Raw genomic sequence first — 25598 nt, forward strand, 5'->3', positions numbered from 1 at the left:
TGATCGGCGTCATCCTGTCAGGAGGGGTCCCGGGCCGTCACGGCAGCGGCGTGCCGCCGGTCGCGTTGACGATCTCCGCGGTGATGTACGACGCCTCCTGCGACGCCAGGAAGACGTACGCGGGCGCCATCTCGGCCGGCTGGGCGGGCCTGCCGATCGGGGCCTGCTTGCCGAACTCCGCCGTGTCGGGGAGCGTCGCGGGGATCAGCGGTGTCCACACCGGGCCCGGGGCGACGGCGTTGACGCGCACGCCCCGGCCGATCACCATCTGGGCCAGCCCCTGGGTGAAGGTGACGATGGCGCCCTTGGTCATGGCGTAGTCGAGCAGCTGCGGACTCGGCTTGTACGCCTGCACGGAGGCCGAGTTGATGATGCCGCCGCCCTCGGGGATGTGGGGCAGCGCGTACTTCGACAGCCAGAACATGCCGTACAGGTTCGTCCGCATCACCCGGTCGAACTGCTCCGTGGTGATCGCCTCGATACCGTCGGGCTGGGCCATCTGGTACGCCGCGTTGTTGACCAGGACGTCGATCCGGCCGAAGGCGTCCACGGCGCGTTCCACCAGGGAGCGGCACTCGGTCTCCTCGCGGATGTCGCAGGCGACGGGGATCGCGCGCCGTCCGGCGTCCTCGATCCAGCGGGCGGTCTCCGCGGCGTCGTCCTTCTCCGCCTCCAGGTGGGTGAAGAGCACGTCGGCGCCCTCGCGGGCGAAGGCCAGCGCCACGGCCCGGCCGATCCCCGAGTCGCCGCCGGTGACGACGGCCTTGCGGCCCTCCAGCCGTCCGCTGCCCCGGTAGCTCTCCTCACCGTGGTCCGGAGGCGGGTCCATCGGCCCGGTCCAGCCGGGGTGGGCCTGGTCCTGGTCGGGGAAATCGGGCTGCGGATGCCGGTGGGCGGGGTGCTGCGGCTGGTTCACGGTGCGGCCTTTCCTCATCTCCGGTACGTCTGCCGGCGGGACTGCCGGGTGCCCGTGCCGGGTGTGCCGGAAACGAGTGGGTTCCGCGAGGGACGGGTGACGACGTTTACCGGGACGTGACCGGCCCTGCCTTGCCGTACTCCCAGTAACAAGATCATCATTTGAGGTGAGAGCCTCAGGCAACTTCCGAGGCCGTTTCCCCCGATCCCCATCCCCCGTTGCTGCCGCGGCCCGAAGGTTCGTCGTGCGTGGTCCGCGGTTCCCCCGTGTCCGCCAGGGAGTCCCGCATGCAGTCCTTAAACCGTCCCCAGTCGAGTCTCGCGACCCGCCCCCACTCCCTCGAACAGGCACAGTCCCTGGAGCAGGCCCGCGCGGAGTACGAGGCGCACACACGCGGCTGCCGCCAGTGCCTGGCGGACACGGTGCCGTGCGCCGCGGCCAAACACCTCAGACGCGTGTACAACAACCTGACGCGGGCGGCCCGCCCCCGCCCCGGAGGCCGCTGACCCGTGTGACCTGCGGTGCGCCGGAGGACCTGGCTCCGGTCGGCCGGACGCGGCGGGCCGGGCACGGCGGGCGGCGCACCCGGGTGAGCGCCATGCCACACACCTGATGGTTCCGGTTTTTTCTGGGTAGACGGCTGCCGTAACGGTCGGAGCTCAGGAAGCGGGCGGATCGGATGGACAGGGCTGCCCAGAATGACGGCCGGGTCGAGAACGGACTGGTCTGGATGTCGGCGGCGTACGAAGGAGTGCCGGGCGACATCGCACGGGCGCGGGAAATGGCTCGCGCCTTCCTCGTGCGGCTCAGGCACGAGCACGGGTTCCCGGTGGCGGACCGCGCCGAGGACGTGGTGCAACTGGTGGTCAGCGAGCTGGTGACCAACGCGTGCAAGCACGCGTCCGGTCCCGCGCTGGTGGATCTGACCCTGGTCGACACCCGGGTGGAGGTCTCGGTCCGGGACAGCGACCCCGCGCTGCCGGTGGCCCGGACCGCCGACCCGGCACGGGTGGGCCAGCACGGCCTGGAGATCGTCATGGCCCTCTCCGAGAGTTTCGAGGTGGACCGCGAACCGGTGGGCAAACGCACAAGAGCCGCGGTACGCGTCCTTGACGAGCCGAGGCCGGAAGCTACCGGGCACGGACCGGCGGCCGACTGACCGCCGAGATCTGGAGCCTGGGGTCCGCGGGCCTGAGTCCGGAGTCCGGGGCCCCGGGGGGCTGGAAGCCCGGAGCCCGGAGCCCGAAGTCCGGAGCCGGGGGCCCAGAGCCGGGGGCCGGGAGCCCGAGGTCCGGGGCTTGGAGCCCGGGGTCCTGGGCCTGGAGCCGGGAGCCGGGAGCCGGGTGCCGGGAGCCCGGAGCGGGGGCCGGGTGCCCGGTAAGCCGGGTGGCCCCGTCATCCGCTTCCCCGCCACGGTCCGGCGCCACCGCGCCCACCCCCGCGCCACCGCGTCTGCCCCCGCGCCACCGCATCCGCCCCCGCACCACCACGTCCGCTCCCGCACCACCGCGTCCCGCTCGTCGGCGCGAGGGTGTGTGCGACGGGTGGGGCAGGAGGCGCGGGCGGGGCCGTCGCGACCGGCGGCGCGGACGGCCGGAGGCTTAGCGCCGCGTGTACCTGGAAACGACTACTCCCGAACGGGTGTCGTAGCGACGGCCGGACGGCGCGGAGGGGGTCTTTACGTGAGTGTGCCCTTGTACCTGAGGCCGCGGGTGGAACCACCGCTCGCCTCTCTGCTGAGGGACGGGCCCTTCCTGCACTCACTGGCGGACACCCTGGGATCACCGCTCAACGTGCTGCTCCCGCAGGTCGTCGCCGACAACGCCGAGCGTTTCCGCGCCGTCTACCGCCGTCACCACCTGGCCGGCCGGGTGTACTTCGCCCACAAGGCGAATCGTTCCAGCGCTCTGGTGCGGCGGCTGGCCGCAGCCGACCCGGCCGCCGTCGGCATCGACGTCGCCTCCCTCGCGGAGTTACGCCACGCCCTGGGCAGCGGGTTCACCGGCGACCGCGTCATGGCCACCGGCCCCAAGGACCCGGAGTTCCTGTGGCTGGCCGCCCGGGTGGGAGCCACGGTGAACCTGGACTCCCCGGGCGAGCTGGAGCAACTGGCCGGACTGGTCAGGAAGTTCGGCCTGGCGAAAGTGGACGTACTGGTACGTCTGTCCGGCTTCGAGGCGGACACCGCACACGGCGCCGGCACCCGCGTGCTCTCCCGCCGCAGCCGCTTCGGCACCCCGGTACGGGACGCGGACGCCCTGTGGGCGGCCCTGGAACGGCACACGGACGCCGTCGAACTGACCGGCGTCGCCTTCCACCTGGACACCACCGCCCAGGAGGAGAAGGCCCGCGCCCTGGAGCGGTGCGTGCTGCTCATGGACGACTGCCGGGCCCGCGGCCTGGCACCCCGCGCCGTCGACATCGGCGGCGGCTTCGGCGTCGGCTACGTCGCCGACGCGGGGGAGTGGGAGCGCTGGACCACCGCCCTGAGCGAGGCGGTCCTCGGCACCCGGCCGCCCCTGACCTGGCGCGGCCACGGCTACGGCCTGCGCAACGAGGGCGGCACGGTCCGGGGCGCCGCCGCGCTCTACCCCGCCCACCGCCCCACCGCGGGCCCCGGCTACCTCGACGAACTGCTCACCCGCCCCGCCCCGGTACTGGGCCGCCCGCCCGCCACCCTGCTCCTGGAACACCTCCACGACCTGTACGTCGAACCCGGCCGCGCCCTGGTCGACCAGTGCGGCCTGTCGCTGGCGCGGGTGCTGGACGTCCGGCCCACGCCCGACGGCCCGCCCCTGGTACGCCTCGGCATGAACGCCGGTGACGTGAGCCTGGAGGAGCACGGCGTACTCGTGGACCCGGTCCTGATCCCCCGCCGCGACGAACACCGTGACACGTCCCCTGACGCGTACGGCGCGGCGGCCGGTGACGGTCCCGTCGGCGTCCACCTCGTCGGCAATCTCTGTCTGGAGGCTGATCTGATCACCCGCCGTCTGGTCTTCCTGCCCCGGCAGCCCCGCGCCGGGGATCTGCTGGCCTTCGTCAACACCGCCGGGTACGCGATGGACTTCCACGCCCACCACGCGCAACGGCAGCCGGTCGCCCGGACGGTGGCGGCCGAGCGCGAGGGCGAGTCCTGGCGCTGGTGCCTGGACGAGGACTACTGGCCGATCACACACCCGCAGGGAGTGCCGTCATGAGGTACGACAGCATCACGGAGGCCATCGGCAACACCCCGCTGGTCCGCATCGACCCCGAGGTGCACGGACTGCGCCACATCGACCTCTACGCCAAACTGGAGATGCTCAACCCGTTCGGCTCCGTCAAGGACCGGCCCGCCTGGCACATGGCCCGCCCGCACCTGGAGGCCGCGGCGGACGGCGACGGCACCGTGGTGGAGCTGTCCAGCGGCAACACCGCCAAGGCCCTCGCCCTGCTGGCCGGCCTGCACGGCCTGAAGTTCAAGAGCGTCACCAACCGGATGCGGGTCCCCGAGATCAAGGAGCTGCTGCTCCTGCTCGGCGCCGAGATCGAGGAACTCCCCGGCCGGAGCGAGTGCCTCGACCCCACCGACACCGACGACCCGCTCACCCGCTTCCACCAGGCGCTGACCGAGCCGGGCAGCACCTACCTGCACACCGACCAGTACTTCAACCCGCGCAACGTCGAGGCGCACGCCGAGGGCACCGGCCCCGAGATCGTGAAGGACCTCGACGGACGGGTCCCGGACTGGTTCGTCGCCTGTGTCGGCACGGCCGGCTCCTCCACCGGCGTCGCCCGGGTCCTGCGCGAGCACGACCCGGAGGTCCGGGTCCTCGGCCTGGTCGCCGACAAGTCCGACTTCATTCCCGGTATCCGCACCATCGACGAGGTCCACCAGGTCGGCCTGTTCGACCCGGGGACCTACGACTCCCTCGCGTCGGTCACCTCCCAGGAGGCCATCGACGGCATGATCACCCTCGTCCGCCGCTGCGGACTCCTCTCCGGCCCGACCGGCGGCGCCGCCTACCACGGCGCCGTCCGCCACCTGCGCGCCGTCGACGAGGAACTGGCGGGCACGGGACGCCGGCAGAGCGCGGTCTTCATCGTCTGCGACCGCGCCGAGAGCTACCTCAGCTACGTCCGTGACCGCCGCCCCGAACTCCTCGGCCGGGCCCGCCGCGCCCACGCCCCGGCGGCGGTCACCGACGCCGAGGCCCGCGCGGAGGCTCGGTCCGTCACCGTCGACGAGGCCCGGCAGTGGATCGCCGGGAGCGGCCCCCGCCCGCTCGTCGTCGACCTGCGCGGCCCGCACGCCTACACCGCCCTGCACATCGAGGGCTCCCTCAACATCGTCGACGAGGTCTTCGAGGAACTCCTGCGCGGCGGGCTGCCGTTCAGCAAGAAGACCCCTGTGCTGCTGGCGTGTCCGGTCGGCGAGAAATCCCTGCGCCACGCCGCGCTGCTCACCCGCATGGGCCACCCGGACGTACGGAGCCTGGCCGGCGGGATCGTCGCCTGGCGGGACGCGGGCGCACCGCTGGTGCGGGAATGAGCGCCGTGTACCCGCTGCGCGAGGCGGGCCCCGGCAGCAACGCCCCGCGGCGGCTGCGGGAGGAGTTCCCCATCGTCACCGCCCACCCGGAGCTGGCGTACCTCGACTCGGCGGCGACCTCGCAGAAACCCCGGGCCGTGCTCGACGCCGTACAGACCTACCTCACCACGTCCAACGCCAACGCGGGCCGCGGCACCTACCCGTGGGCCAACCGCACCACCGAAGTCGTCGAGCGCGCCCGGCAGCGGGTCAAGGAGTTCCTCGGCGACCCCGACCCCGCCCGCTCCTCCGTCCACTTCACCAGCGGCACCACCGAGGGCCTGCGCACCGTCGCCCGCGACTGGCTCGTCCCCCTCCTCACCGACGGCGACGAGATCCTGGTCCCGTTCGCCGACCACCGGGCCAACCTGGAACCCTGGCTGGAGGCCCGCCGGCTCCTCGCCGAACGCGGCACGGACATCCGCGTACGGGCCCTGCCGTACCAGACCGCCTCCGGCGACTACGACCACCGCGCCCTCGCCGACGCCGTCACCCCGCGCACCCGCTTCGTCGCCGTCACCCATGTGCACCACGTCTACGGCGGTGACATGAACGTGCACCGCATCCGCGCCGCCGTCGGCCCGCACGTGCCGGTCTGCCTGGACGCCGCGCAGAGCGTCGGCCACCTCCCGGTCGACGTCGGCGACCCCGGCCTCGACGTCGACTTCGTGGTCTTCTCCGGGCACAAGGCGATGGCCCTGCCCGGCACCGGCGCGGTGTGGGCGCGCGACACCCGCGGGCCCGCGCTGCGGCCCGGCGGCTGGCAGGGCACCCCCAACACCGTGGGCATCGTGTCGCTGCTCGCGGCCCTCGACTGGCTCGACGAGGCCGGACCCGAGCGGATCGCCCGGCACGCCGTCGGCCTCGCCACCCGCCTGACCGACCGGCTGCGCCACCTGGACGCCTACGAGATCCTCGGCTGCCCCACCAGCCTCGCCGCCGGCACCCCGCTCCCCGAGAGCCAGCGGCGGCAGGGCATCGTCACCTTCCGGCACCGCGGCATCCCCTCCGACGACCTCGGGTTCATCCTGTTCAGCCACGGCTTCATGGTGCGCGCCGACAGCCTGTGCCAGGCGGGCGCCGACCCGACGGAGGGCGCGGTACGGGTGAGCCTGCACGTCTACAACACGGAGGAGGAGATCGACCGCCTGCTGGACGTCCTGGAGTCGCTGGCCTGAACGGTAAGTGATAACCGTTTCCACCTGTAGATTCGTCGCGTTGTTCAGAACGACGCGTCGGACGGTACGGGCGAGAGACGGAAGAGGTGGCGCGACCAGATGGGCGTGAGCATGGATACGGCCAGGACGTGGGTGGAGCGCTGGGAACGGCAGCAGCGGCGGTACGCGGTCGACCGCGAGGAGCGGTTCACCGTCATCGCCGACGTCGTCGAGCACGTCACGGCCGGCCGGCCCCGGCCGCTCCTGCTCGACCTGGGCTGCGGCCCCGGCTCCCTGGCCGCCCGGCTGGTCCGCCGTCTCCCCGGCGCGGAGGTCGTCGCCGCCGACATGGACCCGCTCCTGCTGGAACTGGGCCGCACCCACCACGCGGACGCCGCGCGCTACGTCGACACCGTGATCGGCGAGGACGGCTGGACCGCCGACCTCGGGCTGCGCCGTCCGCTGGACGCCGCCGTCTCCACCACCGCCCTGCACTACCTCGACCCGGCCACGCTCCTGGACACCTACCGGTCCCTCGCGGCGCTGCTGCGGCCCGGGGGCGTACTCGTCAACGGCGACCACTTCCCGCCGGAGTCGGCCCCCTGCTCCGCGCTCACCGCCCGGGTGGGCCGCCGCCGCGCCGAGCGCACCGGCACGCACGCCGACGAGGACTGGACGTCCTGGTGGCGGGAGGCGGCCCGGGACCCGGAGCTGGCCGACCTGTTCGCCGAGCGGGAGCGGCGCCGGCCGGCCGGGGGAGGCGGCGGCACCGAGGCCCTCTCCGTGCGCCGGCACACCGAACTGCTGCACACGGCCGGCTTCGGACACGTCACAACCGTCTGGCAGTTCGGCGACAGCTGCGTCCTGGCGGCCGTCAAGAACCAGTGACGGCCGAGCCCGGGGACGCCCGAGAGCGGGCACGTCCGAGGACCGCTGACGCCCACGGGCCGGGTGGTGACCGAGACCGGGGGACGGCCGAGGGTCGGGGCAGGCGGCCGAGGCTCGGTGGCGCTCAAGGGGCGGGTGGTGGTTGAGGACCGGTGGTGGCCGCGAGCGGTTGGCGGCCGAGGGCCGGGGCGGGTGGCCGAGGGTCGGTGGCGGTCCAGGGCCGGGGCGGGTGGCCGAGGGTCGGTGGCGGTCAAAGGCCGGGAGCGGCCGAGACCGGTGCATGGCCGCGGACCGGTGGTGGCCGGGACCGGTGGTGGCCGAGACCCGTTCGCGGCCGGGACCGCCTGGCGGCCGTGCGCCGGTGGCGGTCAGTCCTCCGGGACGCTCGGGTCCCGGAGGGAGAGCGTCATGAGGATCTCGTCGCGGTCGTCACCGGGGGCCACCCGCAGCGCCCCCGGCCACCGGCCGACCTCCGTCCAGCCGGCCTTGCGGTAGAACTCCTCAAGACCGAGACCGGCCCGGACGGACAGCTTCAGCCGCTCCAGGCCCATCTCGTCCCGCGCCACCTCCCGGGCCCGCCGCAGCAGCGCCGCGCCGATGCCGAGGCCGCGCAGCGACACCTGGGTCTGGACATGGTTGACGACACCGCAGTGCGCCTCCAGCGGATGCGACTCGCGGCGGACCAGCAGCCAGCCCGCGAGCCCGCCGCCGACGGCGGCCCCGTCCTCGACGGTGGCCACCAGCAGCCGGCACCGCTGCGGGTGCAGGCCCGCCACCAGCCGGTCGAGGGCCGGCGCGAGATCCGCCGGGACGATCGGCGGCGGCGGGCACTCCGGCGGGAGCACCGCACCGCCCGCGTCGGCCACCGCCGCCCAGCAGGCGAGGAGGTCGCCGCGCAGGCCCGCCGGGAGGCCGTCGGGCCGGGTGATCTGGCCGAACGCGAGGGTGTGGGCCGGTCCGTTGCTCACGGCTTGCGGGCCACCGCCCCGTACATCGCGATGTCCTCGTCCCGGATGCCCTGCTCCCCGCTGCCGTCCGGGTGCCACTTGTGCACCTGCACGATGCCCGGCTCGACCACGTCGAGTCCCTCGAAGAACGTGTGGGCCTCGTCCAGGGTGCGCAGCCGCATCGGCATGTCGCGGGCCGCGTACTCCCGGGCGACCCGCGCCACCTCGGCGGGCGCGAACTCCGCCGTGCCGATCGACATCGCCAGGTAGCTCCCCGAGGGCAGCGGTTCGAGGAGCCGGCGCACCACACCCACCGCGTCGTCCTCGTCCAGCATGAAGTGCACGATGGCGATGACGGTCAGCGCCACCGGCTGCGTCAGGTCGAGGGTCTCCCGCAGCTCGGGCGCGCCGAGGATGGCCGCCGGGTCGCGGAAGTCGGCCTCGATGTACGAGGTCCGGCCCTCGGGCGTGCTGGCCAGCAGCCCCTGGGACAGGGTGAGCACGATGGGGTCGTTGTCCACGTAGACCACCCGCGCGTCGGGGGCCACCGCCTGGGCGATCTCGTGCAGGTTGGGCGAGGTGGGGATGCCGGTGCCCACGTCGAGGAACTGACGCACCCCGGCCGTCTCGGCGAGCCAGCGCACCGCCCGGTTCATCCAGTCCCGGTTGGCGCGCATGTGGACCGGCAGGGCGGGCCACTCCCGGGCCATGGCGTCGCCCGCCTCCTGGTCCGCCGGGTAGTAGTCCTTGCCGCCCAGGATGTAGTCGTAGATACGAGCGGAGTGCGCGTGCTCGGTGTCGATGCGGTCAGCGGGCCATCCGTTGTCGGGCACCGTGGTGTCTCCCCTTCGGGTCGTGAGCTTCGGGTCGTGCGGTTCGGGCCAACGCCCCACAAAGAAACCACACTTCACGGCGGTCACGGCAGTCACACGGTAAGTTCACAGCTCCTTGCGCAGCGCCAGCAGCGCGGCCTCGGTGCGCCCCGCGGGGGTCGCCTGGGCACCCAGCCGGTCCAGGGCCTCGCGGTACACCACGACGTCGTCGCCCTTGTCGAGGTAGACGGCGCCCACGAGGCCGCTGAGGTAGACGACGTCGGGGAGTTCCCGGGCCCGGAAGCGGAACAGGTCGAACGCGCCCGCCCGCATCGCGGGGTGCGGACCGTTGGCGAACGGCATGAGCTGCACCGTCACGTGCGGCAGCCGGTTCACCTCGATGAGATGGCCGACCTGCGCGCGCATCACGTCCGCCCCGCCCACCGGCCAGCGCAGCACCGTCTCGTCCAGCACCACCCACACCCGCGGCGGGGTCCGGCGGGTGAGCAGGTCCTGGCGGCGCATGCGCAGCGCCACCCGCCGCTCGGTGGCCTCGGCCGGGGTGTGCGGGTTCCCGGCGCTGAGCAGGGCGCGCGCGTACGCCTCGGTCTGCAGCAGCCCGTGGACGAACTGGCTCTCGTAGGCGCGGATCTGGAGCGCCGCCTGCTCCAGGCTCAGATAGGCGGCGAACCAGTCCGGCATGACGTCGCGGTAGGTGTGCCACCAGCCGCGCTTGTTGGCCTCGCGCGCCGAGGCCAGGAAGGTGTCGATCTCCTGCCGGTCCGTCACCCCGTACACCTGGAGCAGCTTCTCGGCGTCGGCCAGGCGCAGCCGGGCCACCTTCGCGGCCTCCATCCGCCGGATCGTGGAGTGGCTGACCCCGATGGCGGTGCCGGCCTCCTCGTAGGTGAGTCCGGCGCGGGTGCGCAGCTCCTCCAGCTGCCGGCCGAGGATCATGCGAAGGACGGCGGGGGCCCCGCCCCAGTCGGTCTCCGCGTCCACGCCTCGTCCTCTCGCTCGCCCGCTCACCGGGCAACCGTCTCATGTGCTCGGGCGGCCCGGTCACAAACGGCCACGTCGCCGCGTGGTGCAGCATGCACGGCACCACTTGCAAATTTCAACTTGCCGGTTGCGAGCCGTACTCGGGAGGTGCCACAGTGGAGTCACCGTTCCGGTTGACGACCACGGACAGCAGACCGGACGGCCCGATCGAACCGGGGGAGACCGAGCTGGAATCCGGCGTATTCGGGCGTGGCCGCCGCCTGCGGTCCGCACCGGCCGCCGGCCGCGCGGGCGTCCCCGGCGCGCAGGCGGACGGAAGGCGATGGCGATGGACGGCCCCCACCTTCCCCGGCCGCCGCACCCACCGTCCGGGCGTGACCGGCCCGCCGCGGTGACCGATCCGTGTCGCCTGCCGCCGGCCCGCCCGAGCCGGAGCGGCGGAGCGACCGCGCGGGACGAGGTCTCCGGTGGACCACCGGGGCGGCCTCGGCACCCGCGACAACCCGGAGGCGGGCATCCCGGTCGACTCCCCGGGCCCACGGCCCCGACCGGCTCGCCTCCGGGCACCCTTCCCGCCCGCCGTCCCACCGGACACACCTCCGCGTCCCGCCGGCCACCCCGGCGCCCGGCGACGTGCCCGGTGCCGCTACCACTGCCGGGCGCGCGACCAGCCGCCCGGCTGCCCGTGCCGGTGACAGCTGCCCGAGGACGGACGACGACCGCGTCGAGCGTGCCCTCGCCCGGCCACCGACCGCACCGCCGGCGGCCCGCGCCGCCGTGAACGGCCCACCCCCCACTCGGCCGAAGGACCCGTGTCCCATGATCCGATCGTTCCGTCCCGACCGTCCTTCACCCTTACGCCGACGGCCGGCACCGCCCGACCACGGCGGGCGGCTCCCGATCCCCGAACGGCTCTCCGCGGACCTCGGTTACGACGCCGTCGGCCTGCCCCGCGAGCACGGCGAGCACCTCCTGGACCGGCTGCCGGTGGTCGGCTGTGTCTTCGCCGACGACCGGAACTGGTGGTGGATCGTCCCCGCCGGTTCACAGATCGGCGTCGACTGGCCGCCCGGCACCACCTACTCCGTCGGCGCCCGGGTGGCCGACCCGTCCTGGACGCCCACCCAGCGGCCGGGCGGGGGACGGCACCGGCCCGGCCTCATCCACGCGCCGCGCACCGGTTCGCCCTACACCCCGCCCATACCGCTGTACGTCCTCACCTGCCGGCTCGCGGGCACCTCGCCGCGCTGGCGGCTGGACGCCTGCGGCTGACGCCGGCGCGGGCCCGCTCTCCGGCGGTGGCCGGCACCGAGACCATCGCCGCAAGGGTGACAAAAGGGGCAATACGGATTAACGTCCTGAGCGGGCTCACCCACCGGAGTGACTATGTTCGGCAAGCGCCCCGCGCAGGACGGCGACGAGCTGCTCGCCAGGCTCGGCTCGCTGACCACCCAGGCACGGCGCCACGCGGAGCTGCAACGGACCCGCGTGGAACTGGCCCTCGCCCTGCAACGCGGCATGCTCCCCGCCGACCTGCCCTCGGTACCCGGCTTCCACCTGGCCGTCCGGTACGCGCCCGCCTGCTCCGGGCTCGACGTGGGCGGTGACTGGTACGACGCCTTCACCCTGCCCGACGGCCGCGTCGGGCTGTCCGTCGGGGACGTGCAGGGCCACACCACGGACGCGGCGGCCTTCATGGGTCAGGTACGGGTCGGACTGCGGGCCCTGGCCTCCGTCACCGGCGACCCCGGCGAACTGCTGGCCCGTACCAACGACCTGCTGGTCTCCCTGGGCGCGGACCGCTTCGCCACCTGTACGTTCATGCGGCTCGACCCGGCCACCGGGGCGCTGGAGAGCGCGCGGGCCGGGCACACGCCCTGCGTGTGGGCCACGGCGGACGGCCGGTCCGGGGTCTCCGACGACGAGGGCGGCCCGCCGCTCGGTGTCCTCGGCGGCGCGGAGTACCCGGTGACCCGGTACCGGCTCACCACGGGCGGCGTCTTCGTCCTCCTCACCGACGGCGTGGTGGAGGGCCCGGCCCTCCGCGTCGACGACGGCCTCGACCAGGTCGTCCGCCTCGCCGGCGCGGCGGCGGTCGCCCACCTGGAGGCCGGCTCCCTGGCCGCCGCGGTCATCAAGAACGCGGAACGCGTCGGCCACGAGGACGACGCGGCGGTCCTGGTCGTGGGGCACGACGGGCGGGAGGCGGCGGCCGGGCCGGACTGACCGCGGCCACCCGCCCCCTCGCGCCACCCGCCCCCTCGCGCCACCCGACTCCGCGCGCCACCCGACTCCGCGCGCCACTCGACTCCGCGCGCCCGGCGCTCGGCCCGGGTGCGGTTCGGTTCCGTCTGTCCGTCACTCGGCCCAGTCCGTCTGGCCCCTCGGGCGGGTGCGTTGTGCGATGGACGGGTGGTGGGTATGCGTGACCGGCCGCGAGCGGTCGTGTTCGGGGTGGAGACGCTGGGGGTCGCGGCCTGTTACTACGGGGCGGGACGCCTCGGACTGCTGCGCCGGCTCGTCGTCGAGGACGCCGTCGTCACCCCCGTCTGGCCGCCCACCGGCGTCGCGCTCGCCTTCCTACTGGTGCTCGGCCTGCGCGCGGTCCCCGGCATCGCCCTCGGCGTCCTGGGCGTCGTCGTCTCGATCTCCACCCCGGCGCTCTCCACCCTCGGCGTCCTCGCCGGGAACACGGCCGCCCCCGTCCTCGCCTGGCTCATGCTGCGCCGCGTCGGCTTCCGCGACGATCTGGGCCGGCTGCGCGACGGACTCGCCCTGGTGTTCCTCGGCGCCCTCACCGGCATGCTGGTCAGCGCCACCACCGGGGTCGCCCTGCTGGCCGCGACGGACAAGATCGACACGGCTGCCCTGCCACTCGTCTGGCTCGCCTGGTGGACGGGTGACGCCATGGGCGTCGTCATCGTCACCCCCCTGCTGCTCCTGCTGTACCGGGCCCGCCGGGGCCCGCCCCGCCCGCCCGATCGGACCGGTCCGCCCCACCGGATCGAGGCCGCCGCCCTCACGGCCGTCGCCTGCGCACTCGTACCCCTGGCCACCCAGAGCTCCGCCAGCCTGCTCTTCCTGGTGTACCCGCTGCTGATCTGGACGGCCCTGCGCTTCCGGCTCGCCGGCAGCATGCTGTGTGCCCTCTTCGCCTCCGTCCTCGCCACCCTCGCGGCGACCGACCAGCGGGGCCCCTTCGCCGCGCTCACCGACGCCGAGATCATGATCAAACTCCAGGCGTTCAACGGCACCATGGCCCTCACCGCGCTCCTGCTCTCGGCGGTCATCACCGAGCAGCGCGACACCCGCCGCTCCGTGGAGCTGGCCTGCCGGGAACTGGCCGAGGCGCTGGAGCATCTCACCGCCGGCGCGGGCGAACCCCCGCCCGGCCGGAGCCGCACCGGGGACGACCCGCCCGCGTAGCCGGATCCATGGTTCCGGCGCGGGTGGGTAGGCGCGCCCGGATCACGGCATTCCCTACGAGGACAGGAGCAGGACGGTCCATGGCGTACGTACCTGACCGCTCGACCTTCGACGCGTCCGCACCGACGGCATCGGCGTTGCCGGACTGGGCGCGCGACCACGTGACGACGCTGATCGGGGTCCCTCTGCGCATCGTCCTGATCGTGATCGGCGTGGTCCTGGTCCGGATGGTGGCCAAACGCGCCATCACCCGTGTCGTCCAGCGCATCCTGCAACCCGCCGAGCACGAACGGGAGCCGGGCCGCAGGCCCGGCCGCGGCCCGGCGGTGCTGCACCGCGACCGCAACCGCGCCCGCGAACGGCGCGCCCGCACGATCGGCTCGGTGCTCAGCAGCATCGTCTCCGTCGTCCTCTTCGCGGTCGCCGTCGCCATGGTGCTCGACCAGATCGGCATCGCCCTCGGACCGCTGCTGGCCAGCGCCGGCGTGGTCGGCCTGGCCATCGGCTTCGGCGCCCAGAGCCTGGTCGCCGACTACCTGTCCGGCATGCTCATCATGATCGAGGACCAGTACGGCGTCGGTGACTCCGTCGACCTCGGCGAGGCCGTCGGCGAGGTCGAACACGTCGGCCTGCGCCTCACCCACGTCCGCGACCTCAACGGCGGCCTGTGGCACATCCGCAACGGCGAGATCCTGCGGGTCCGCAACGACAGCCAGGAGTGGGCCCGCGCCGTCCTGGACGTGGCCGTGGCCTACGAGGCGGACCTCGACGAGGTCTACCGCGTACTGGAGGAGGCCGGCCGGTCCCTGCGCGAGGACCCCGCCTACAAGGGGACGCTGCTGGAGGACCCGTCGGTCTGGGGCGTGCAGTCGCTCGACGTCGACAAGGTCGTGGTGCGGCTCGCCGTCCGGACCGCGCCGCTCCAGCAGTGGGCCGTCACCCGGGAACTGCGCCGCCGGGTCAAGGACGGCCTCGACGCGGCGGACATCGAGATCCCCTACCCGCAGCGCGCCGCCTGGCTGCGCAACGACGACGCCTCCGACGGCGCGTCGGCGGCGTCGGGCTGACGTCGCACGCCTCCCGTCGGCGTGACTCCGGCGTGTCTTTCGGGTGATCGTCGCCGGATCACGCACCCTGGGACGCACGGCGCGGAAGGCATAGCGACGTCCAACTCGTACGACATTCGGAGACACGCATGCGTAAGCGTATGTTCGCGGCCGCTGGGCTGCTGGCCGTGACGGCCGCGCTGATGGGCGCCGGCGCCGCCGTCGCGGCCGACGGTCCGCAGCGGTTCGAGCTGGAGGGCGGCTACTTCGACCACCGCTCCGACGCCCGGCTCGGAGAGGTCTACGGCCTGAACAACGGCATCGCCTGGGGCAGCAAGAGGGAGCAGCACCAGGGCGCCGAGCTGGAGATCGAGTCCGAGTCCGGCCACGAGGGCGGTCACGAGGGCGGTCACGAAAGCGGTCATGAGGGCGGCCACCACGAGTGAGTCCCGTCCGCGGGTCCGTTCCACGGACACCGTGAACAGGCCCGGTCCCAGCCGCCCGACGGCCGGGACCGGGCCTGTCCGCGTACGGGACCCGCGGGACCGGACCTGTCCGCGTACGGCGGTCAGGACGGCTGCCGGGGCTCCTCGGCCGGCTCCGCCAGCACCACCCGTACCCCCCGTGCGGTGAACGCGGCCACGTCGGCCGCCGCGGCGGACGCGTCGGTGACCAGCGTCCACCCCGGCGGCAGCGCCGCCCACGCGTGGAACGGGGCACGGCCCAGCTTCGCGGCGTGCGCCAGGACGTACGTACGCCGCGCCCGGCGGGCCATCAGCTCCTTCAGCCGGGACTGCCGCAGCTCCGCGTCGCAGATCCCGCCGTCCGCCGTCACGCCGTCCGCCGACAGGAAGACCCGGTCGAACGTCATCCGCTCCAGCGCCGCCTCCGTCAGCGGGCCGACGAACCCCTGACTGAGCGGGCGCCAGGTCCCGCCGAGACACTCCACCCGTACGGTGTCGGCGTCCGCCAGCGCGTTCAGCGCCGTCAGTCCGATGGTGGCGACGGTCAGATCCCGCGCCGTCCGCAGCTCGCGGGCCAGTGCCCCGACCGTCGACCCGGCGTCGAGCAGCACCGTCTCGCCGGGCCGCACCCGCGCCGCCGCCCACCGGGCGATCGCCCGCTTCTCGGCGTGGGCCTCCCCGGCGCGCTCCCGCAGTGACGGCTCCGCAGCCGGGTGCAGGGCCATCGCTCCGCCGTAGGTGCGGGCGAGCCGGCCGTCGGCGGTGAGCCGGGCGAGGTCCCGGCGGATGGTGGAGGCTGTCACGCCGAACCGCCGGGACAGCTCCGCGACGTCGGCGGGGCCGGTGGTGGTGGCCAGGCGCAGGATCTCCTCGCGCCGGGCCCGGGAGCCGGTGGTCGGCACGGGAGGTCCTCCGGTGGTACGGGGCGGTCAGCGGGCGGTGGAGAGTTCGGCGGCCTGTCTGAGCGCCTCGATCATGCTGCCGGCGTCCGCCCGGCCCGTTCCGGCGATGTCGAAGGCCGTGCCGTGGTCGACGGAGGTGCGGATCACCGGGAGCCCGACGGTGATGTTGACGCCGCCCTCGATGCCGAGGACCTTGACCGGGCCGTGGCCCTGGTCGTGGTACATCGCCACGATGAGGTCGTAGTCGCCGCGCGAGGCCAGGTAGAACGCGGTGTCGGCGGGGAGCGGGCCGCGCGCGTCGATGCCGTCCCGGCGCACCTTCTCCAGTGCCGGGACGATCTTCTCCTCCTCCTCGCCGTTGCCGAACAGGCCGTTCTCACCGGCGTGCGGGTTGATGCCGCAGACTCCGATCACCGGGTCGGCGTTTCCGCCCCGGCGCAGCGCCTCGTGGCCGCGGCGCACGGTCCGTTCCACCAGCCCCGGCTCGATCCGGTGCACGGCGTCTATCAGGCCGATGTGCGTGGTGACGTGGATGACCTTCACCCGCTCGGTGGACAGCATCATCGACACCTCCGCCACACCGGTGAGGTCGGCGAGGAGTTCGGTGTGCCCGGGGTAGACGTGCCCCGCCGCGTGCAGCGCCTCCTTGTTGAGCGGGGCGGTGCAGATGCCGTCGATCGCGCCGGCGAGGGCGAGCCCGGCGGCGTGCTCCACATACCGGTAGGCGGCCTCGCCCGCCGCGGCCGAGAGGTGGCCCCAGGGCAGGCCGTCGGGGAGTACCGCGAGGTCGACGACGTCGATCCGGCCGGGGGCGGGTCGGGCGTCGGCGGGCGTCGCCACGGCCACGATGTCGCACGCGACGCCGAGGACGCGGGCCGCCTCCCGCAGCCGTGCCGCGTCGCCGATCACCACGGGACGGCACCGGGCCAGCGTCCCGGCGTCGAGGACGGCGGGCACGATCACCTCTGGCCCGACCCCGGCCCCGTCACCCATGGTGACGCCGATCAGGGGCAGTGTCCGCTGTTCGCTCACCGGGGGCCTCCTGGGCCGGTAGGAAGTCGGGGGGACATCTCCGACCCACCGGCCACCGGTCCCTCTCGGGACGGTGGCGTGGGCGGTCCGGATCGGGACGGTGGCGCGGGCGGATCGAATGGGGGCGGTGGCGTGGGCGGATCGGATCGGGACGGCGGCGTGAGCGGGTTCAACGACCGCGGTCGTAGGGCCGCCGCGATCCGGACCAGCGAGTCCAGGTCGCCGAAGCTGCCGGGGCGGGTCACCACCGAGCGGCCGTCCGGGGTCCGGCAGTGCACGGCGCCGTGGTGGATCTCCGCCACCGGACGCAGCACGGTGACCCCTCGGGCGTCGAGAACCCGGCGGGCGGTCTCGCCGCCGGTCAGCACGAGGTCGGGCCGCTCCGGGAGGTCCGCCACCGCCCGCGCCAGCCCCGCCACGATCCGGCGCGCGGCACCCGGCCGCACCCCGCCGGACCCGTCCACGGACAGCACGGTGACCGTGCCGTCGGCGAGCGCGGGCACCGCCGCGGTCCCCGGACCGGCCAACTCCCCGGGAGTGAGCGCCACATGCCGGGCCCCCGCCGCCACCAGCCGCGCGATCTGCGCGGTCACGACCGGTTCCGCACTGCCCGCGACGACGAGCAGCGGACGCCCGGACGAGCCGGCCGCCGGCTCCCGGCGGGGTGACGGGATACCGGTCCGCCGCCCCAGGGCGCCCGCCAGACCGCCGCTGCCCAGCAGCCGGCAGTCCGGGCCGAGCAGCAGCGCCGCCCCGGCGATCTCGTCCAGGTCGGCGTCGGTCACGGCGTCGCACACGGGGTGCCGCCCCCGCGCCGCCAGTTCCCGGAACCGTTCGGCGAGGAACACGGCACCCCGCCGTACGTCCTCCAGCGGTACCGGCGCGGTCGGCAGCGGTGCCAGTGCCTCGGGCAGGGACCGGGGCGCGGACCGCACCTCGGCGCGCCAGGCGGCGCTCTCGTGCAGCGGCACCCCGTCGACGCGCACGACACCGCCGACCACGGTCCGCCGGGCGGCGGGCAGCGCGGTCGTGGCCACCACGGTCATGGCCCCCGCCGCGAAGGCGGCGGCCTCGGCCCCCACCTGCCCGCGCAGCAGGCTGTCGCACTTCTTGTACAGCAGCGCCCGCCGCGTGGGGAGCGCCGCGCGTACGGACGCGGCGGCCAGGTCCGCGTCCAGGTACCGCGAGTCGAGGTCGACGACCAGCGCCTCGCCGGCGGGCGGCACGGGCTGCCCGGCGCGCAGCGCCAGCCGGGCCGGCAGCCGCAGCAGCGCCGCGACCTCGGCCGCGCCGGACAGATCGTCGGCGAGCGCCACGACCGGTTCCGCACCGAGCACTTGACCCTCCCACCGTCCGCCGGGGCCCGTCCGCCGTGGCGCCGATGGTGGCACAGCATGCGCGTTGTGCGCGAGGGTCTTGCGCACAACGCGCACCTCGTGCGAGCGTGCACGCCACGGTCCGCCCAGCCCCGCCAGGACCCGTCCCGCACCGGCCAGTTCGAGCGGAAGGACCCGCCGTGAGCACCGGCACCCGACCCGACCCCGAGGGCATCGCGCTGCCCTCCGTCCCCCTGCCGCTGTCCCGTCTGGTGCTCGGCACCATGACCTTCGGCGACACCGCCGACCGGGAGGCCGCCGCCGGCCTCCTCGACGCGGCCCTGGACGCGGGCGTCACCGGTGTCGACACGGCCAACGGCTACGCGGGCGGCGAGAGCGAGCGCATCCTCGGGGCGCTGCTGCGCGGACGGCGCGACCGGGTCGTCCTCGCCACCAAGGCCGGCATCCCCCACCCCGACCAGGGCGAGCACGCCCCGCTCTCCCCGGCCGGCCTGCGCGCGGCCCTCGACGGCAGCCTGCGCCGGCTCGGCACCGACCACGTCGACCTCTTCTACCTGCACCGCCCGGACCGCGGTACGCCCGTGGCCGACACCCTCGCGACCGTCGCCGGGTTCGTCGCCGAGGGGAAGGTCCGCGCGCTCGGCGTCTCCAACTACGCCGCCTGGCAGATCGCCGAACTGACCCGCACCGCCGACGAGGTGGGCGCGCCGCGCCCGGTCGTCGCGCAGCAGATGCACAACCTCCTCGCCCGCCGGATCGAGGAGGAGTACGTCGAGTACGCGGCGGTGACCGGCCTGCGCACCATGGTCTACAACCCGCTCGGCGGCGGCCTGCTCACCGGCCGCCACCGCTTCGGGGAGCCGCCCGCCACCGGCCGCTTCGGCGACTCGGGGGTCGCGGCGATGTACCGGGAGCGCTACTGGGACGAGCGGCTCTTCGCCGCCGTCGCGAAGCTGGCCGCCGTGGCGGACGGGGCGGGCGTCCCGCTCACCGAACTTGCCCTGCGCTGGCTCCTGGACCGTCCCTCCACCGACGCGCTGCTGCTCGGCGGTTCCCGCCCCGGCCAGCTGCGGGCGAACATCGCCGCCGCCGGGGCCGGCCCGCTCCCCGCCGACATGACGGCGGCCTGCGACGCCGTCGGAGCGGACCTCCGCGGCCCGATGCCCGCCTACAACCGCTGACCCGCCCGTCCTGCAACCGCTGACCCGCCCGTCCCGCAACCGCTGACCCGTCCGTCCGACGGCACGGGCGCCCGCCCGGTGCTCGTGGTGCCGCCGCATCCGGATGGCCGAGAGCTTCGCCACAGGCAGGGCACATCGCGGGGTTCTCGGGGTATCCGGGCAGCGAGAGGAGGCGGCCGCCCAGACGTTGCGGCCGTGGCGCGGATGAACGGGCAGGGGGCTGGTATGTCGCGAGGGGCGGGGAGAGCGCCGGGCGGGGGACACCGGCGGAGCGGCACTCCGGTGCCGCGGACCGCGGGCGTCGCAGGTCAGGCCGTACGGCCGTCGTTCTCGCGTCCGTCGCCGTGTATGCGCGTCGCCGCCGCGTCGCAGAACGCCTCCAGCCCCGCCAGCAGCGCGGTGCGCTCGGCCGCCGGCATCAGGGCGAGCACCGACCGCACCTCCCGCTCGCGGCGCACCCGCAGATCGGCGAGGAAGGCGTGGCCCCGGGAGCTGAGGCGCAGCCGCACCTCGCGCCGGTCGGCCGGGCTCGTGACCCGTTCGACGAAGCCCGCCGCCTGGAGCCGGTCGCAGAGCCGGCTCGTGGACGGCGGGGTGGACGCCAGGGAGTCGGCGAGGGTCCGCAGGTTGATGCCCTCGTGGTGTTCCAGCATGTGCAGGACGCGCAACTGGGACGCGGAGGCGGGCGCGGTCGAGGCCCGCCCCCACAGGACTTCCAGCAGCTCCGCGGCCGTGGCGGTCACGCGAGCGACCTCTTCGGGATCCGGACGGGGACGCAAGACGGTCACGGTCACACTCTCGCAGGCGCTGGGTGGGCCGCCAGCGTACTAGGCGCGGGTCGACCGCCAACGGTTCCCGCGTCCGACGCGGCTGTCGGAGCGACGTTCTCCCGGCAAGAAGAAACCTCGTGATCCATCTGATAAGAGACAGGTGTATTCACTACCGTGAACAGATTTGTGGCCGCCGTACGCGCTCTGCGCACGGCGGCGCCCCATGAGCTGCCCGACACGGTCCGCGATGTCGTCGTGAAGGAGTACGGGGCCCTCGGCGTCGAACTCTTCCTGGCCGACTACGGCCTGACGGTGCTGCGGCCGGTGTCGGTGCTCCCGGACACCGCGGACCCCGTGTCCGTGCACAACAGCGCGGCCGGCCGCGCCTTCGGCGCCCAGGAGCCGTTCGCGGAACCGGCCGCCGACGGCGGGGAGCGGCTGCACCTGCCGGTCACCGTACGCGGCGACCGGCTCGGAGTGCTGTCGGTGACCCTGCCGGCCGGGGCGCGCGACGACGACCGCCTCGCCGAGCTGGCGGAGATCGCCGAGGTGCTCGGCCACGAGGTGATCGTCGCGGAACGGGACACCGACCTCTACCTGCGGGCCCGCCGTACGGACCGGCTCACCCTGGCCGCCGAGATGCAGTGGCAGCTTCTGCCCGGCCGCTCCTGCGCCCGCCCCGAGTACGAACTGGGCGCCCAACTGGAGCCCGCCTACGCCATCTTCGGTGACAACTTCGACTGGTCCGCGACCGCCGACCGCCTGATGCTGTACGTCACCAACGGCATGGGTGAGGGCACCGAGGCGTCGCTGTTGACGAACCTGGCGGTCAACGCCCTGCGCAACGCCCGGCGGGCCGGCCTTCCCCTCGCCGACCAGGCGTGCCTCGCCGACCAGGCGGTCTACGCCCACTACCGGGGCCGCAGCTACCTCTCCGTGCTCATGTTCGACTTCGATCTCGCCACCGGACGCGTCCTGGCGGTCGACGCCGGATCGCCCCGGCTGCTGCGGCTGCGCGCCGGGCGCGTGGAACAGATCGAGTTCGAGGCCCAGCTGCCGCTCGGCATGTTCGAGGAGACCGACTACGTGGCGCAGGAGTTCCAGGTGGAGCCCGGTGACCGGCTCGTCTCCGTCAGCGACGGCGTCTACGAGGCGGTCTCGTCCGAGGGGGAGACGTACGGCCGCACCGCGCTGGCGAGGGCCGTGCAGGCCACCCGGCTGCTGCCCGCCGCCGAGGTCCCCCGGGCCGTACTGCGCGAACTGACCGGCCACCGCGGCCGGTCCGCGCCGGACGACGACGCCCTGGTCGTGTGCCTGGACTGGCACGGACGCTGATTCCCGCCCACCGGCCGCCGGGCTCCCGGCGGCCGTGTGTTGTGACCGCCACCGGCCCGGCGCTACTGTTTGTCATACGGCAATGATCGGCCGGGGTGACGCGGCCGACGGCGGTCGCGGAGCCGCGCGGAGGGGAACGATGCAGGTGACGCAGCGGCACGCGGGGTACGGACCGGTGTGCGCGGCGACGGCTGTCCGGGCCCCTGGGAGGCGCGGGTGACGGCCGCCGCGGGACGTACCGTCGCGGCCGGTCTGCCGATCGGCTCGGACGTCGACCTGACCCGCGTCCGCCAGCGGGTCCGGCAGGCCGCCACCGGCTGCGGGTTCGGCCTGGTGCAGCAGACCAAACTCGTCACCGCCGCCAGTGAACTGGCCCGCAACACCCTCGTCCACGGCGGTGGCGGACACCTGGAGATCGGCACGCTGTGCGACGGGCGGGCCCGCGGCGTGCGGCTCGTCTTCAGCGACCGCGGCCCCGGCATCGGCGACGTCGAGCAGGCGATGTGCGACGGCTACAGCACCGGCGGCGGTCTCGGCCTCGGGCTGAGCGGGGCCCGGCGCCTGGTGCACGAGTTCGCGGTCGACACCGCACCCGGCCGCGGCACCACGGTCACCGTCGTCTCCTGGGAACCACCGGCACCCCCGCCCTGGCCCGCACCCTGACCTCCGGCCCCCCGGCCGGACCCTGACCTCCGGCCCCCGGCCGGACCCTGAAGGCGCCCGTCCGGTCGGAACCCCCACGTCACGTACGTCACGTACCCGCCCGGTCGGAACCCGGTGTCCGTACCGCCCGGGGCGTCACTCCGGAGCGGGACCGGGCTCGACGGCCGGACGCGGCTCAATGGCCGGACGCGGCTCGACGGCCGGACGCGTGCCCGCGTCCCCCGCCGACAGGAACGACCGCAGCCCGCGGCGCAGCGCCGCCCGGTCGGCGGGAGCCATCATCGCCAGCGCCGCGGCCAGCGCCTGCGCCCGCCGCTCCGCCACGTCCCCGAGGACACGCCGCCCGTGCGGACTCAGCCGCAGCTGCACCTCGCGGCGCCGGCGTGGATGGGACTCCCGCTCCAGCAGCCCGGCCGCCTCCAGCCGGTCGCAGAGCCGGCTGGCCGTGGGCGCGCCTATCTCCAGCCGCTGCGACAGCGCCGTCAGATTGATCCCCGGCGCGGCTTCCAGAACCCGCAGCGCCCGCAACTGGTGCAGGGAGAGGCGCAGTACCGCGCCCTGCGCCGCCAGCGACCACAGCGTGGTCAGACTGTCCACGGCACCGGCGATGTCGCGGGCGATCAGGTTCGGGTCGTCGCCCTCCCGGTGTGCCGGGGCGTCATCGGGACCGTTGAGACGGGTCACGAGCACATCACTTTCCGTAAGCTCCGGACCGTACGGGTGTCACCCCCGCCTCTGCGCTCTACCCGAAGACGTACGGGGCAAGCGGGCTCTCCGTCTCACGATTCGATCTCCCCGCGCGGCTCAGCGGGGCCGGTCGCCGGCGATCGCGACGCGCTCGGCGACCCGGCGGTGGGAGCCGTAGTCGTTCACGGCGTAGTGCTGGGTGGCGCGGTTGTCCCAGAACGCGACGTCGCCGGGCTGCCAGCCGAACCGCACCTGGAACTCCGGGACATGGGCCTGCTGGAACAGCAGTCGCAGCAGCCGGTCGCTCTCGTCGCGGTCCATTCCGGTGATGTGCGTGGTGAAGGAGGCGTTGACGAACAGCATGCGCCGCCCGGTCACGGGGTGGGTGCGTACCACGGGGTGCTCCACGGGCGGGAACCGCTCCTGGAAGGGCGCGAGCCGCTCGGGGCCGTAGAAGCGGGCGAAGCCCGGAATGAAGTCGTGCACGGCGCGGGCACCGTCGATCCGCTCCTTCACCTCCTCGGGGAGGTTGTCGTAGGCGGCGGCCATGTCCGCCCACATGGTGTCGCCGCCGGACGGCGGCACCTCGCGGAGCTGGAGGACGGCGCCCAGCGCGGGCCGTTCACGGAAGGTGACATCGGTGTGCCACACGTTCTCGAACGTCACCGGCGCCCCCTCGGCCTTGTCGAAGCGTGCCACGTCCGCGCTGGTACCGGTGGCCAGCAGCGGATTGGTCTCCAGCTCGCCCCAGTTGCGGGCGAAGGCACGCTGCCGCTCGGAGGTGAGGTGCTGGCCGCGGAAGAAGAGGACCTTCCACTCCAGCAGCGCCCGGTCCAGCTCCTCGCGCAGCGCGGGCGTCAGCGGCCGGGACAGGTCGACGCCGCGTATCTCGGCGCCGATGGTGCGGGCCAGGGGCGCGACGTCGAAGAGGTCGTACGGGCGCTCCTCCCACCCCTCGGGCAGCCGGCGCAGGACGCGCGGGCCCTCGTAGATCCCGTCCGCCGGGATGCGGGCCGCGCGGAGGGCGGGTGCGGGTGCGGGAGCGGCGGTCGTGACGGTCATGGGGGTCCTCTCCTTCAGCTCCTCGACGCCGGACCGGCGGGAGCGGGGCACGCGGCGGCGGCACGGACAGGACGCGACACCTCGGTACGGGGCGGAGCGTGCGTCCGTGGCACACCGCCGGCGCGGGGCCCGGCCGGGCGGCGGCGGGTGGGCGCCCGGTGCGACGGGACGCCGGTGGATGCGGGACGTGCGAGGGGCCGTGCGGGCCCGCGGAAGGTCTCCGGCTAACGGCCGGAGCGCTCACACCCGGTCCGCCTCGGGACGCGCAGAGGCCCCGCGGCTGACTCGAACCAGTAGATGAGCATGGCTCCGATTGTGTGAGCGCCGCTCCGCCCCTGTCAACGGGGTGTCGCGGTGGGCCCCGGCCCGGCCCGGCGCGGCGCGGCTACTCGGGCGGTGTCGGGGTGTCGCGGGTGCGGTACATCGCCTGTACGTCCAGCTCCAGCTGCACGGTCGGACCCACCACCGCGATGCCGCGCGCCAGCATGGAGCGCCAGTTCAGCGTGTAGTCCTCGCGGTGCAGCTCGGTCGTGGCCAGCGCCGCGCAGCGCAGCTCCTCGCCGTAACCGCCGTTGACCGTGCCCAGGTAGGTGGTGTCCAGCGCCACCGACCGGCTCACACCGTGCATGGTGAGGGTGCCGTTGAGGACCCACTTGCTGCCGCCGCGGTAGGCGAAGCGCGTACTGACGAAGTCGATGTACGGATAGTTCCGCACGTCGAGGAAGTCCGCCGAGCGCAGGTGGTTGTCGCGGGTGGTGTTGCCCGTGGTGATGCTGGCCGCGTCGATCCGGACCTGGACCCGGGAGTCCGACATGTCCGGCGCCATGTGGACGGCGCCGTCGAAGCGTTCGAACCGGCCGTGCACATGGGCCATGCCGACGTGCTTGGCGATGAACCGGATCGCGGTGTGCGGCGGGTCGAAGAGCCAGCCTCCCGCCGGCGGCAGGGCGAGCTGCCGGGCCGGCTGCAACCGGACCACCGCCGGTTCGTCGGCGCCGCCGGTCACCTCGACGCTCTCGCGGTGCGGCTCCAGTCCCTCGGCGACGAACAGCATGCTGTAGCGCCCGCGCGGCAGCGCGGCCACGAAGTAGCCGTACGGGTCGGTCGTGCCGCGGGCCACGACCTGGTGGGTGTCGAGCGCGGTGACCGTGACGTCGGCACCGGCCAGGGGCTGGTCGACGGGGTCCAGGACGGTGCGGCTGACACCGCCGGCACCGGCCGGGAGAGGCAGCGTGAGACCGGAGGGGGCGGCCGTGGCGTTCCTGTGCCACCGGCGCCGGAGCAGGCCGAGGGCCATGGTGTTCACCTTTCGTGGGGGTCGTGCCGGAGAGCGGAGCCGATGATGTGCACGGGCAACGCTCCCGTGGGGGAGGGCGGAGACAGGCGTTCAAGATCATG

25 protein-coding genes are annotated in these 25598 nt (G+C 74.3%); 14 read left to right on the top strand and 11 right to left on the bottom strand.

Annotated elements, in window-relative coordinates:
- Positions 1–37: 37 nt before the first annotated feature.
- Complete coding sequence (locus UW392_RS48680) at positions 38–916, bottom strand: SDR family oxidoreductase (RefSeq protein ID WP_320781803.1); 879 nt, start codon at positions 914–916, stop codon at positions 38–40.
- A 287-nt stretch (positions 917–1203) separates the two neighbouring features.
- On the opposite strand from UW392_RS48680, the gene UW392_RS48685 reads away from it, so the two are divergent.
- From UW392_RS48685 to UW392_RS48710, 6 genes are all read left to right on the top strand, one after another.
- Complete coding sequence (locus UW392_RS48685; protein ID WP_320781804.1) at positions 1204–1422, top strand: hypothetical protein; 219 nt, start codon at positions 1204–1206, stop codon at positions 1420–1422.
- A 173-nt stretch (positions 1423–1595) separates the two neighbouring features.
- Positions 1596–2075, top strand: coding sequence for an ATP-binding protein (locus UW392_RS48690; protein WP_320781805.1), 480 nt, complete (start codon positions 1596–1598; stop codon positions 2073–2075).
- Positions 2076–2598: 523 nt separating this feature from the next.
- Positions 2599–4116: a Y4yA family PLP-dependent enzyme gene (locus tag UW392_RS48695; RefSeq protein ID WP_320781806.1), complete on the top strand. Its 1518-nt coding sequence runs from the start codon at positions 2599–2601 to the stop codon at positions 4114–4116.
- A complete protein-coding gene (locus UW392_RS48700; protein ID WP_320781807.1) occupies positions 4113–5450 on the top strand; it encodes a pyridoxal-phosphate dependent enzyme in 1338 nt (445 codons plus the stop codon). Before UW392_RS48695 ends, UW392_RS48700 begins: the two co-directional genes overlap by 4 nt.
- Positions 5447–6667 carry an aminotransferase class V-fold PLP-dependent enzyme gene (locus UW392_RS48705; RefSeq protein WP_320781808.1) on the top strand — a complete coding sequence of 407 codons (1221 nt, stop codon included), beginning with the start codon at positions 5447–5449 and terminating at the stop codon, positions 6665–6667. Before UW392_RS48700 ends, UW392_RS48705 begins: the two co-directional genes overlap by 4 nt.
- A 99-nt stretch (positions 6668–6766) precedes the next feature.
- Positions 6767–7534, top strand: coding sequence for a class I SAM-dependent methyltransferase (locus UW392_RS48710; RefSeq protein WP_320781809.1), 768 nt, complete (start codon positions 6767–6769; stop codon positions 7532–7534).
- A gap of 368 nt (positions 7535–7902) precedes the next feature.
- On the opposite strand, the gene UW392_RS48715 is transcribed toward UW392_RS48710, so the two are convergent.
- From UW392_RS48715 to UW392_RS48725, 3 genes are all read right to left on the bottom strand, one after another.
- On the bottom strand, positions 7903–8502 hold the full coding sequence (locus UW392_RS48715) for an N-acetyltransferase family protein (RefSeq protein ID WP_414497530.1): 600 nt from the start codon (positions 8500–8502) through the stop codon (positions 7903–7905).
- The gene (locus UW392_RS48720) at positions 8499–9314 is read right to left on the bottom strand and encodes an SAM-dependent methyltransferase (protein WP_320781810.1); all 816 of its coding nucleotides are present in this window, start codon (positions 9312–9314) and stop codon (positions 8499–8501) included. The genes UW392_RS48715 and UW392_RS48720 overlap by 4 nt, the downstream gene beginning before the upstream one ends.
- A gap of 105 nt (positions 9315–9419) precedes the next feature.
- Complete coding sequence (locus tag UW392_RS48725; protein ID WP_320781811.1) at positions 9420–10295, bottom strand: helix-turn-helix transcriptional regulator; 876 nt, start codon at positions 10293–10295, stop codon at positions 9420–9422.
- An 819-nt stretch (positions 10296–11114) separates the two neighbouring features.
- On the opposite strand from UW392_RS48725, the gene UW392_RS48730 reads away from it, so the two are divergent.
- From UW392_RS48730 to UW392_RS48750, 5 genes are all read left to right on the top strand, one after another.
- On the top strand, positions 11115–11567 hold the full coding sequence (locus UW392_RS48730; RefSeq protein ID WP_320781812.1) for a hypothetical protein: 453 nt from the start codon (positions 11115–11117) through the stop codon (positions 11565–11567).
- Positions 11568–11681: 114 nt separating this feature from the next.
- Positions 11682–12521 carry a PP2C family protein-serine/threonine phosphatase gene (locus UW392_RS48735; protein WP_320781813.1) on the top strand — a complete coding sequence of 280 codons (840 nt, stop codon included), beginning with the start codon at positions 11682–11684 and terminating at the stop codon, positions 12519–12521.
- A gap of 195 nt (positions 12522–12716) precedes the next feature.
- Positions 12717–13721 carry an MASE1 domain-containing protein gene (locus tag UW392_RS48740; RefSeq protein WP_320781814.1) on the top strand — a complete coding sequence of 335 codons (1005 nt, stop codon included), beginning with the start codon at positions 12717–12719 and terminating at the stop codon, positions 13719–13721.
- An 80-nt stretch (positions 13722–13801) separates the two neighbouring features.
- Positions 13802–14788: a mechanosensitive ion channel family protein gene (locus UW392_RS48745; RefSeq protein WP_320781815.1), complete on the top strand. Its 987-nt coding sequence runs from the start codon at positions 13802–13804 to the stop codon at positions 14786–14788.
- A gap of 128 nt (positions 14789–14916) precedes the next feature.
- The gene (locus UW392_RS48750) at positions 14917–15213 is read left to right on the top strand and encodes a hypothetical protein (protein WP_320781816.1); all 297 of its coding nucleotides are present in this window, start codon (positions 14917–14919) and stop codon (positions 15211–15213) included.
- Between the two features lie 122 nt (positions 15214–15335).
- On the opposite strand, the gene UW392_RS48755 is transcribed toward UW392_RS48750, so the two are convergent.
- From UW392_RS48755 to UW392_RS48765, 3 genes are read right to left on the bottom strand one after another with little or no spacing between them, the layout of a single operon-like run.
- On the bottom strand, positions 15336–16133 hold the full coding sequence (locus UW392_RS48755; RefSeq protein ID WP_320781817.1) for a DeoR/GlpR family DNA-binding transcription regulator: 798 nt from the start codon (positions 16131–16133) through the stop codon (positions 15336–15338).
- A 27-nt stretch (positions 16134–16160) separates the two neighbouring features.
- The gene (gene pdxA / locus UW392_RS48760; RefSeq protein ID WP_320781818.1) at positions 16161–17165 is read right to left on the bottom strand and encodes a 4-hydroxythreonine-4-phosphate dehydrogenase PdxA; all 1005 of its coding nucleotides are present in this window, start codon (positions 17163–17165) and stop codon (positions 16161–16163) included.
- Positions 17162–18502: a four-carbon acid sugar kinase family protein gene (locus UW392_RS48765; RefSeq protein WP_320781819.1), complete on the bottom strand. Its 1341-nt coding sequence runs from the start codon at positions 18500–18502 to the stop codon at positions 17162–17164. Before UW392_RS48765 ends, pdxA begins: the two co-directional genes overlap by 4 nt.
- A gap of 179 nt (positions 18503–18681) precedes the next feature.
- Here UW392_RS48765 and UW392_RS48770 point away from each other — a divergent pair, with 179 nt between their 5' ends.
- Positions 18682–19683 carry an aldo/keto reductase gene (locus UW392_RS48770; RefSeq protein ID WP_320781820.1) on the top strand — a complete coding sequence of 334 codons (1002 nt, stop codon included), beginning with the start codon at positions 18682–18684 and terminating at the stop codon, positions 19681–19683.
- A 308-nt stretch (positions 19684–19991) separates the two neighbouring features.
- Here the strand turns inward: UW392_RS48770 and UW392_RS48775 are convergent, their stop codons facing one another.
- Positions 19992–20426, bottom strand: a complete 435-nt coding sequence (locus tag UW392_RS48775) for a MarR family transcriptional regulator (RefSeq protein WP_320781821.1) — start codon at positions 20424–20426, stop codon at positions 19992–19994.
- 201 nt (positions 20427–20627) lie between these two features.
- Between UW392_RS48775 and UW392_RS48780 the strand changes: the two genes are divergently transcribed.
- Together UW392_RS48780 and UW392_RS48785 are read left to right on the top strand one after the other, a co-directional pair.
- Positions 20628–21788, top strand: coding sequence for a PP2C family protein-serine/threonine phosphatase (locus UW392_RS48780; protein ID WP_320781822.1), 1161 nt, complete (start codon positions 20628–20630; stop codon positions 21786–21788).
- A 216-nt stretch (positions 21789–22004) separates the two neighbouring features.
- Positions 22005–22451: an anti-sigma regulatory factor gene (locus tag UW392_RS48785; protein WP_320781823.1), complete on the top strand. Its 447-nt coding sequence runs from the start codon at positions 22005–22007 to the stop codon at positions 22449–22451.
- 135 nt (positions 22452–22586) lie between these two features.
- Here UW392_RS48785 and UW392_RS48790 read toward each other — a convergent pair whose 3' ends face one another.
- The 3 genes from UW392_RS48790 to UW392_RS48800 all read right to left on the bottom strand — a co-directional run bounded on the left by UW392_RS48790 (position 22587) and on the right by UW392_RS48800 (position 25497).
- Positions 22587–23135, bottom strand: coding sequence for a MarR family winged helix-turn-helix transcriptional regulator (locus tag UW392_RS48790; RefSeq protein ID WP_320781824.1), 549 nt, complete (start codon positions 23133–23135; stop codon positions 22587–22589).
- Between the two features lie 120 nt (positions 23136–23255).
- A complete protein-coding gene (locus UW392_RS48795; RefSeq protein ID WP_320781825.1) occupies positions 23256–24200 on the bottom strand; it encodes a TauD/TfdA dioxygenase family protein in 945 nt (314 codons plus the stop codon).
- A gap of 385 nt (positions 24201–24585) precedes the next feature.
- A complete protein-coding gene (locus UW392_RS48800) occupies positions 24586–25497 on the bottom strand; it encodes a YceI family protein (RefSeq protein ID WP_320781826.1) in 912 nt (303 codons plus the stop codon).
- Positions 25498–25598 lie beyond the last annotated feature (101 nt).

The organism is Streptomyces sp. CRN 30 (assembly GCF_034105845.1).

Coding starts and splice junctions, on each gene's coding strand:
- UW392_RS48685 (WP_320781804.1), top strand. CDS start 1,204: ATGCAGTCCTTAAACCGTCCCCAGTCGAGTCTCGCGACCCGCCCCCAC.
- UW392_RS48690 (WP_320781805.1), top strand. CDS start 1,596: ATGGACAGGGCTGCCCAGAATGACGGCCGGGTCGAGAACGGACTGGTC.
- UW392_RS48700 (WP_320781807.1), top strand. CDS start 4,113: ATGAGGTACGACAGCATCACGGAGGCCATCGGCAACACCCCGCTGGTC.
- UW392_RS48705 (WP_320781808.1), top strand. CDS start 5,447: ATGAGCGCCGTGTACCCGCTGCGCGAGGCGGGCCCCGGCAGCAACGCC.
- UW392_RS48710 (WP_320781809.1), top strand. CDS start 6,767: ATGGGCGTGAGCATGGATACGGCCAGGACGTGGGTGGAGCGCTGGGAA.
- UW392_RS48730 (WP_320781812.1), top strand. CDS start 11,115: ATGATCCGATCGTTCCGTCCCGACCGTCCTTCACCCTTACGCCGACGG.
- UW392_RS48735 (WP_320781813.1), top strand. CDS start 11,682: ATGTTCGGCAAGCGCCCCGCGCAGGACGGCGACGAGCTGCTCGCCAGG.
- UW392_RS48740 (WP_320781814.1), top strand. CDS start 12,717: ATGCGTGACCGGCCGCGAGCGGTCGTGTTCGGGGTGGAGACGCTGGGG.
- UW392_RS48745 (WP_320781815.1), top strand. CDS start 13,802: ATGGCGTACGTACCTGACCGCTCGACCTTCGACGCGTCCGCACCGACG.
- UW392_RS48750 (WP_320781816.1), top strand. CDS start 14,917: ATGCGTAAGCGTATGTTCGCGGCCGCTGGGCTGCTGGCCGTGACGGCC.
- UW392_RS48795 (WP_320781825.1), bottom strand. CDS start 24,200: ATGACCGTCACGACCGCCGCTCCCGCACCCGCACCCGCCCTCCGCGCG.
- UW392_RS48800 (WP_320781826.1), bottom strand. CDS start 25,497: ATGGCCCTCGGCCTGCTCCGGCGCCGGTGGCACAGGAACGCCACGGCC.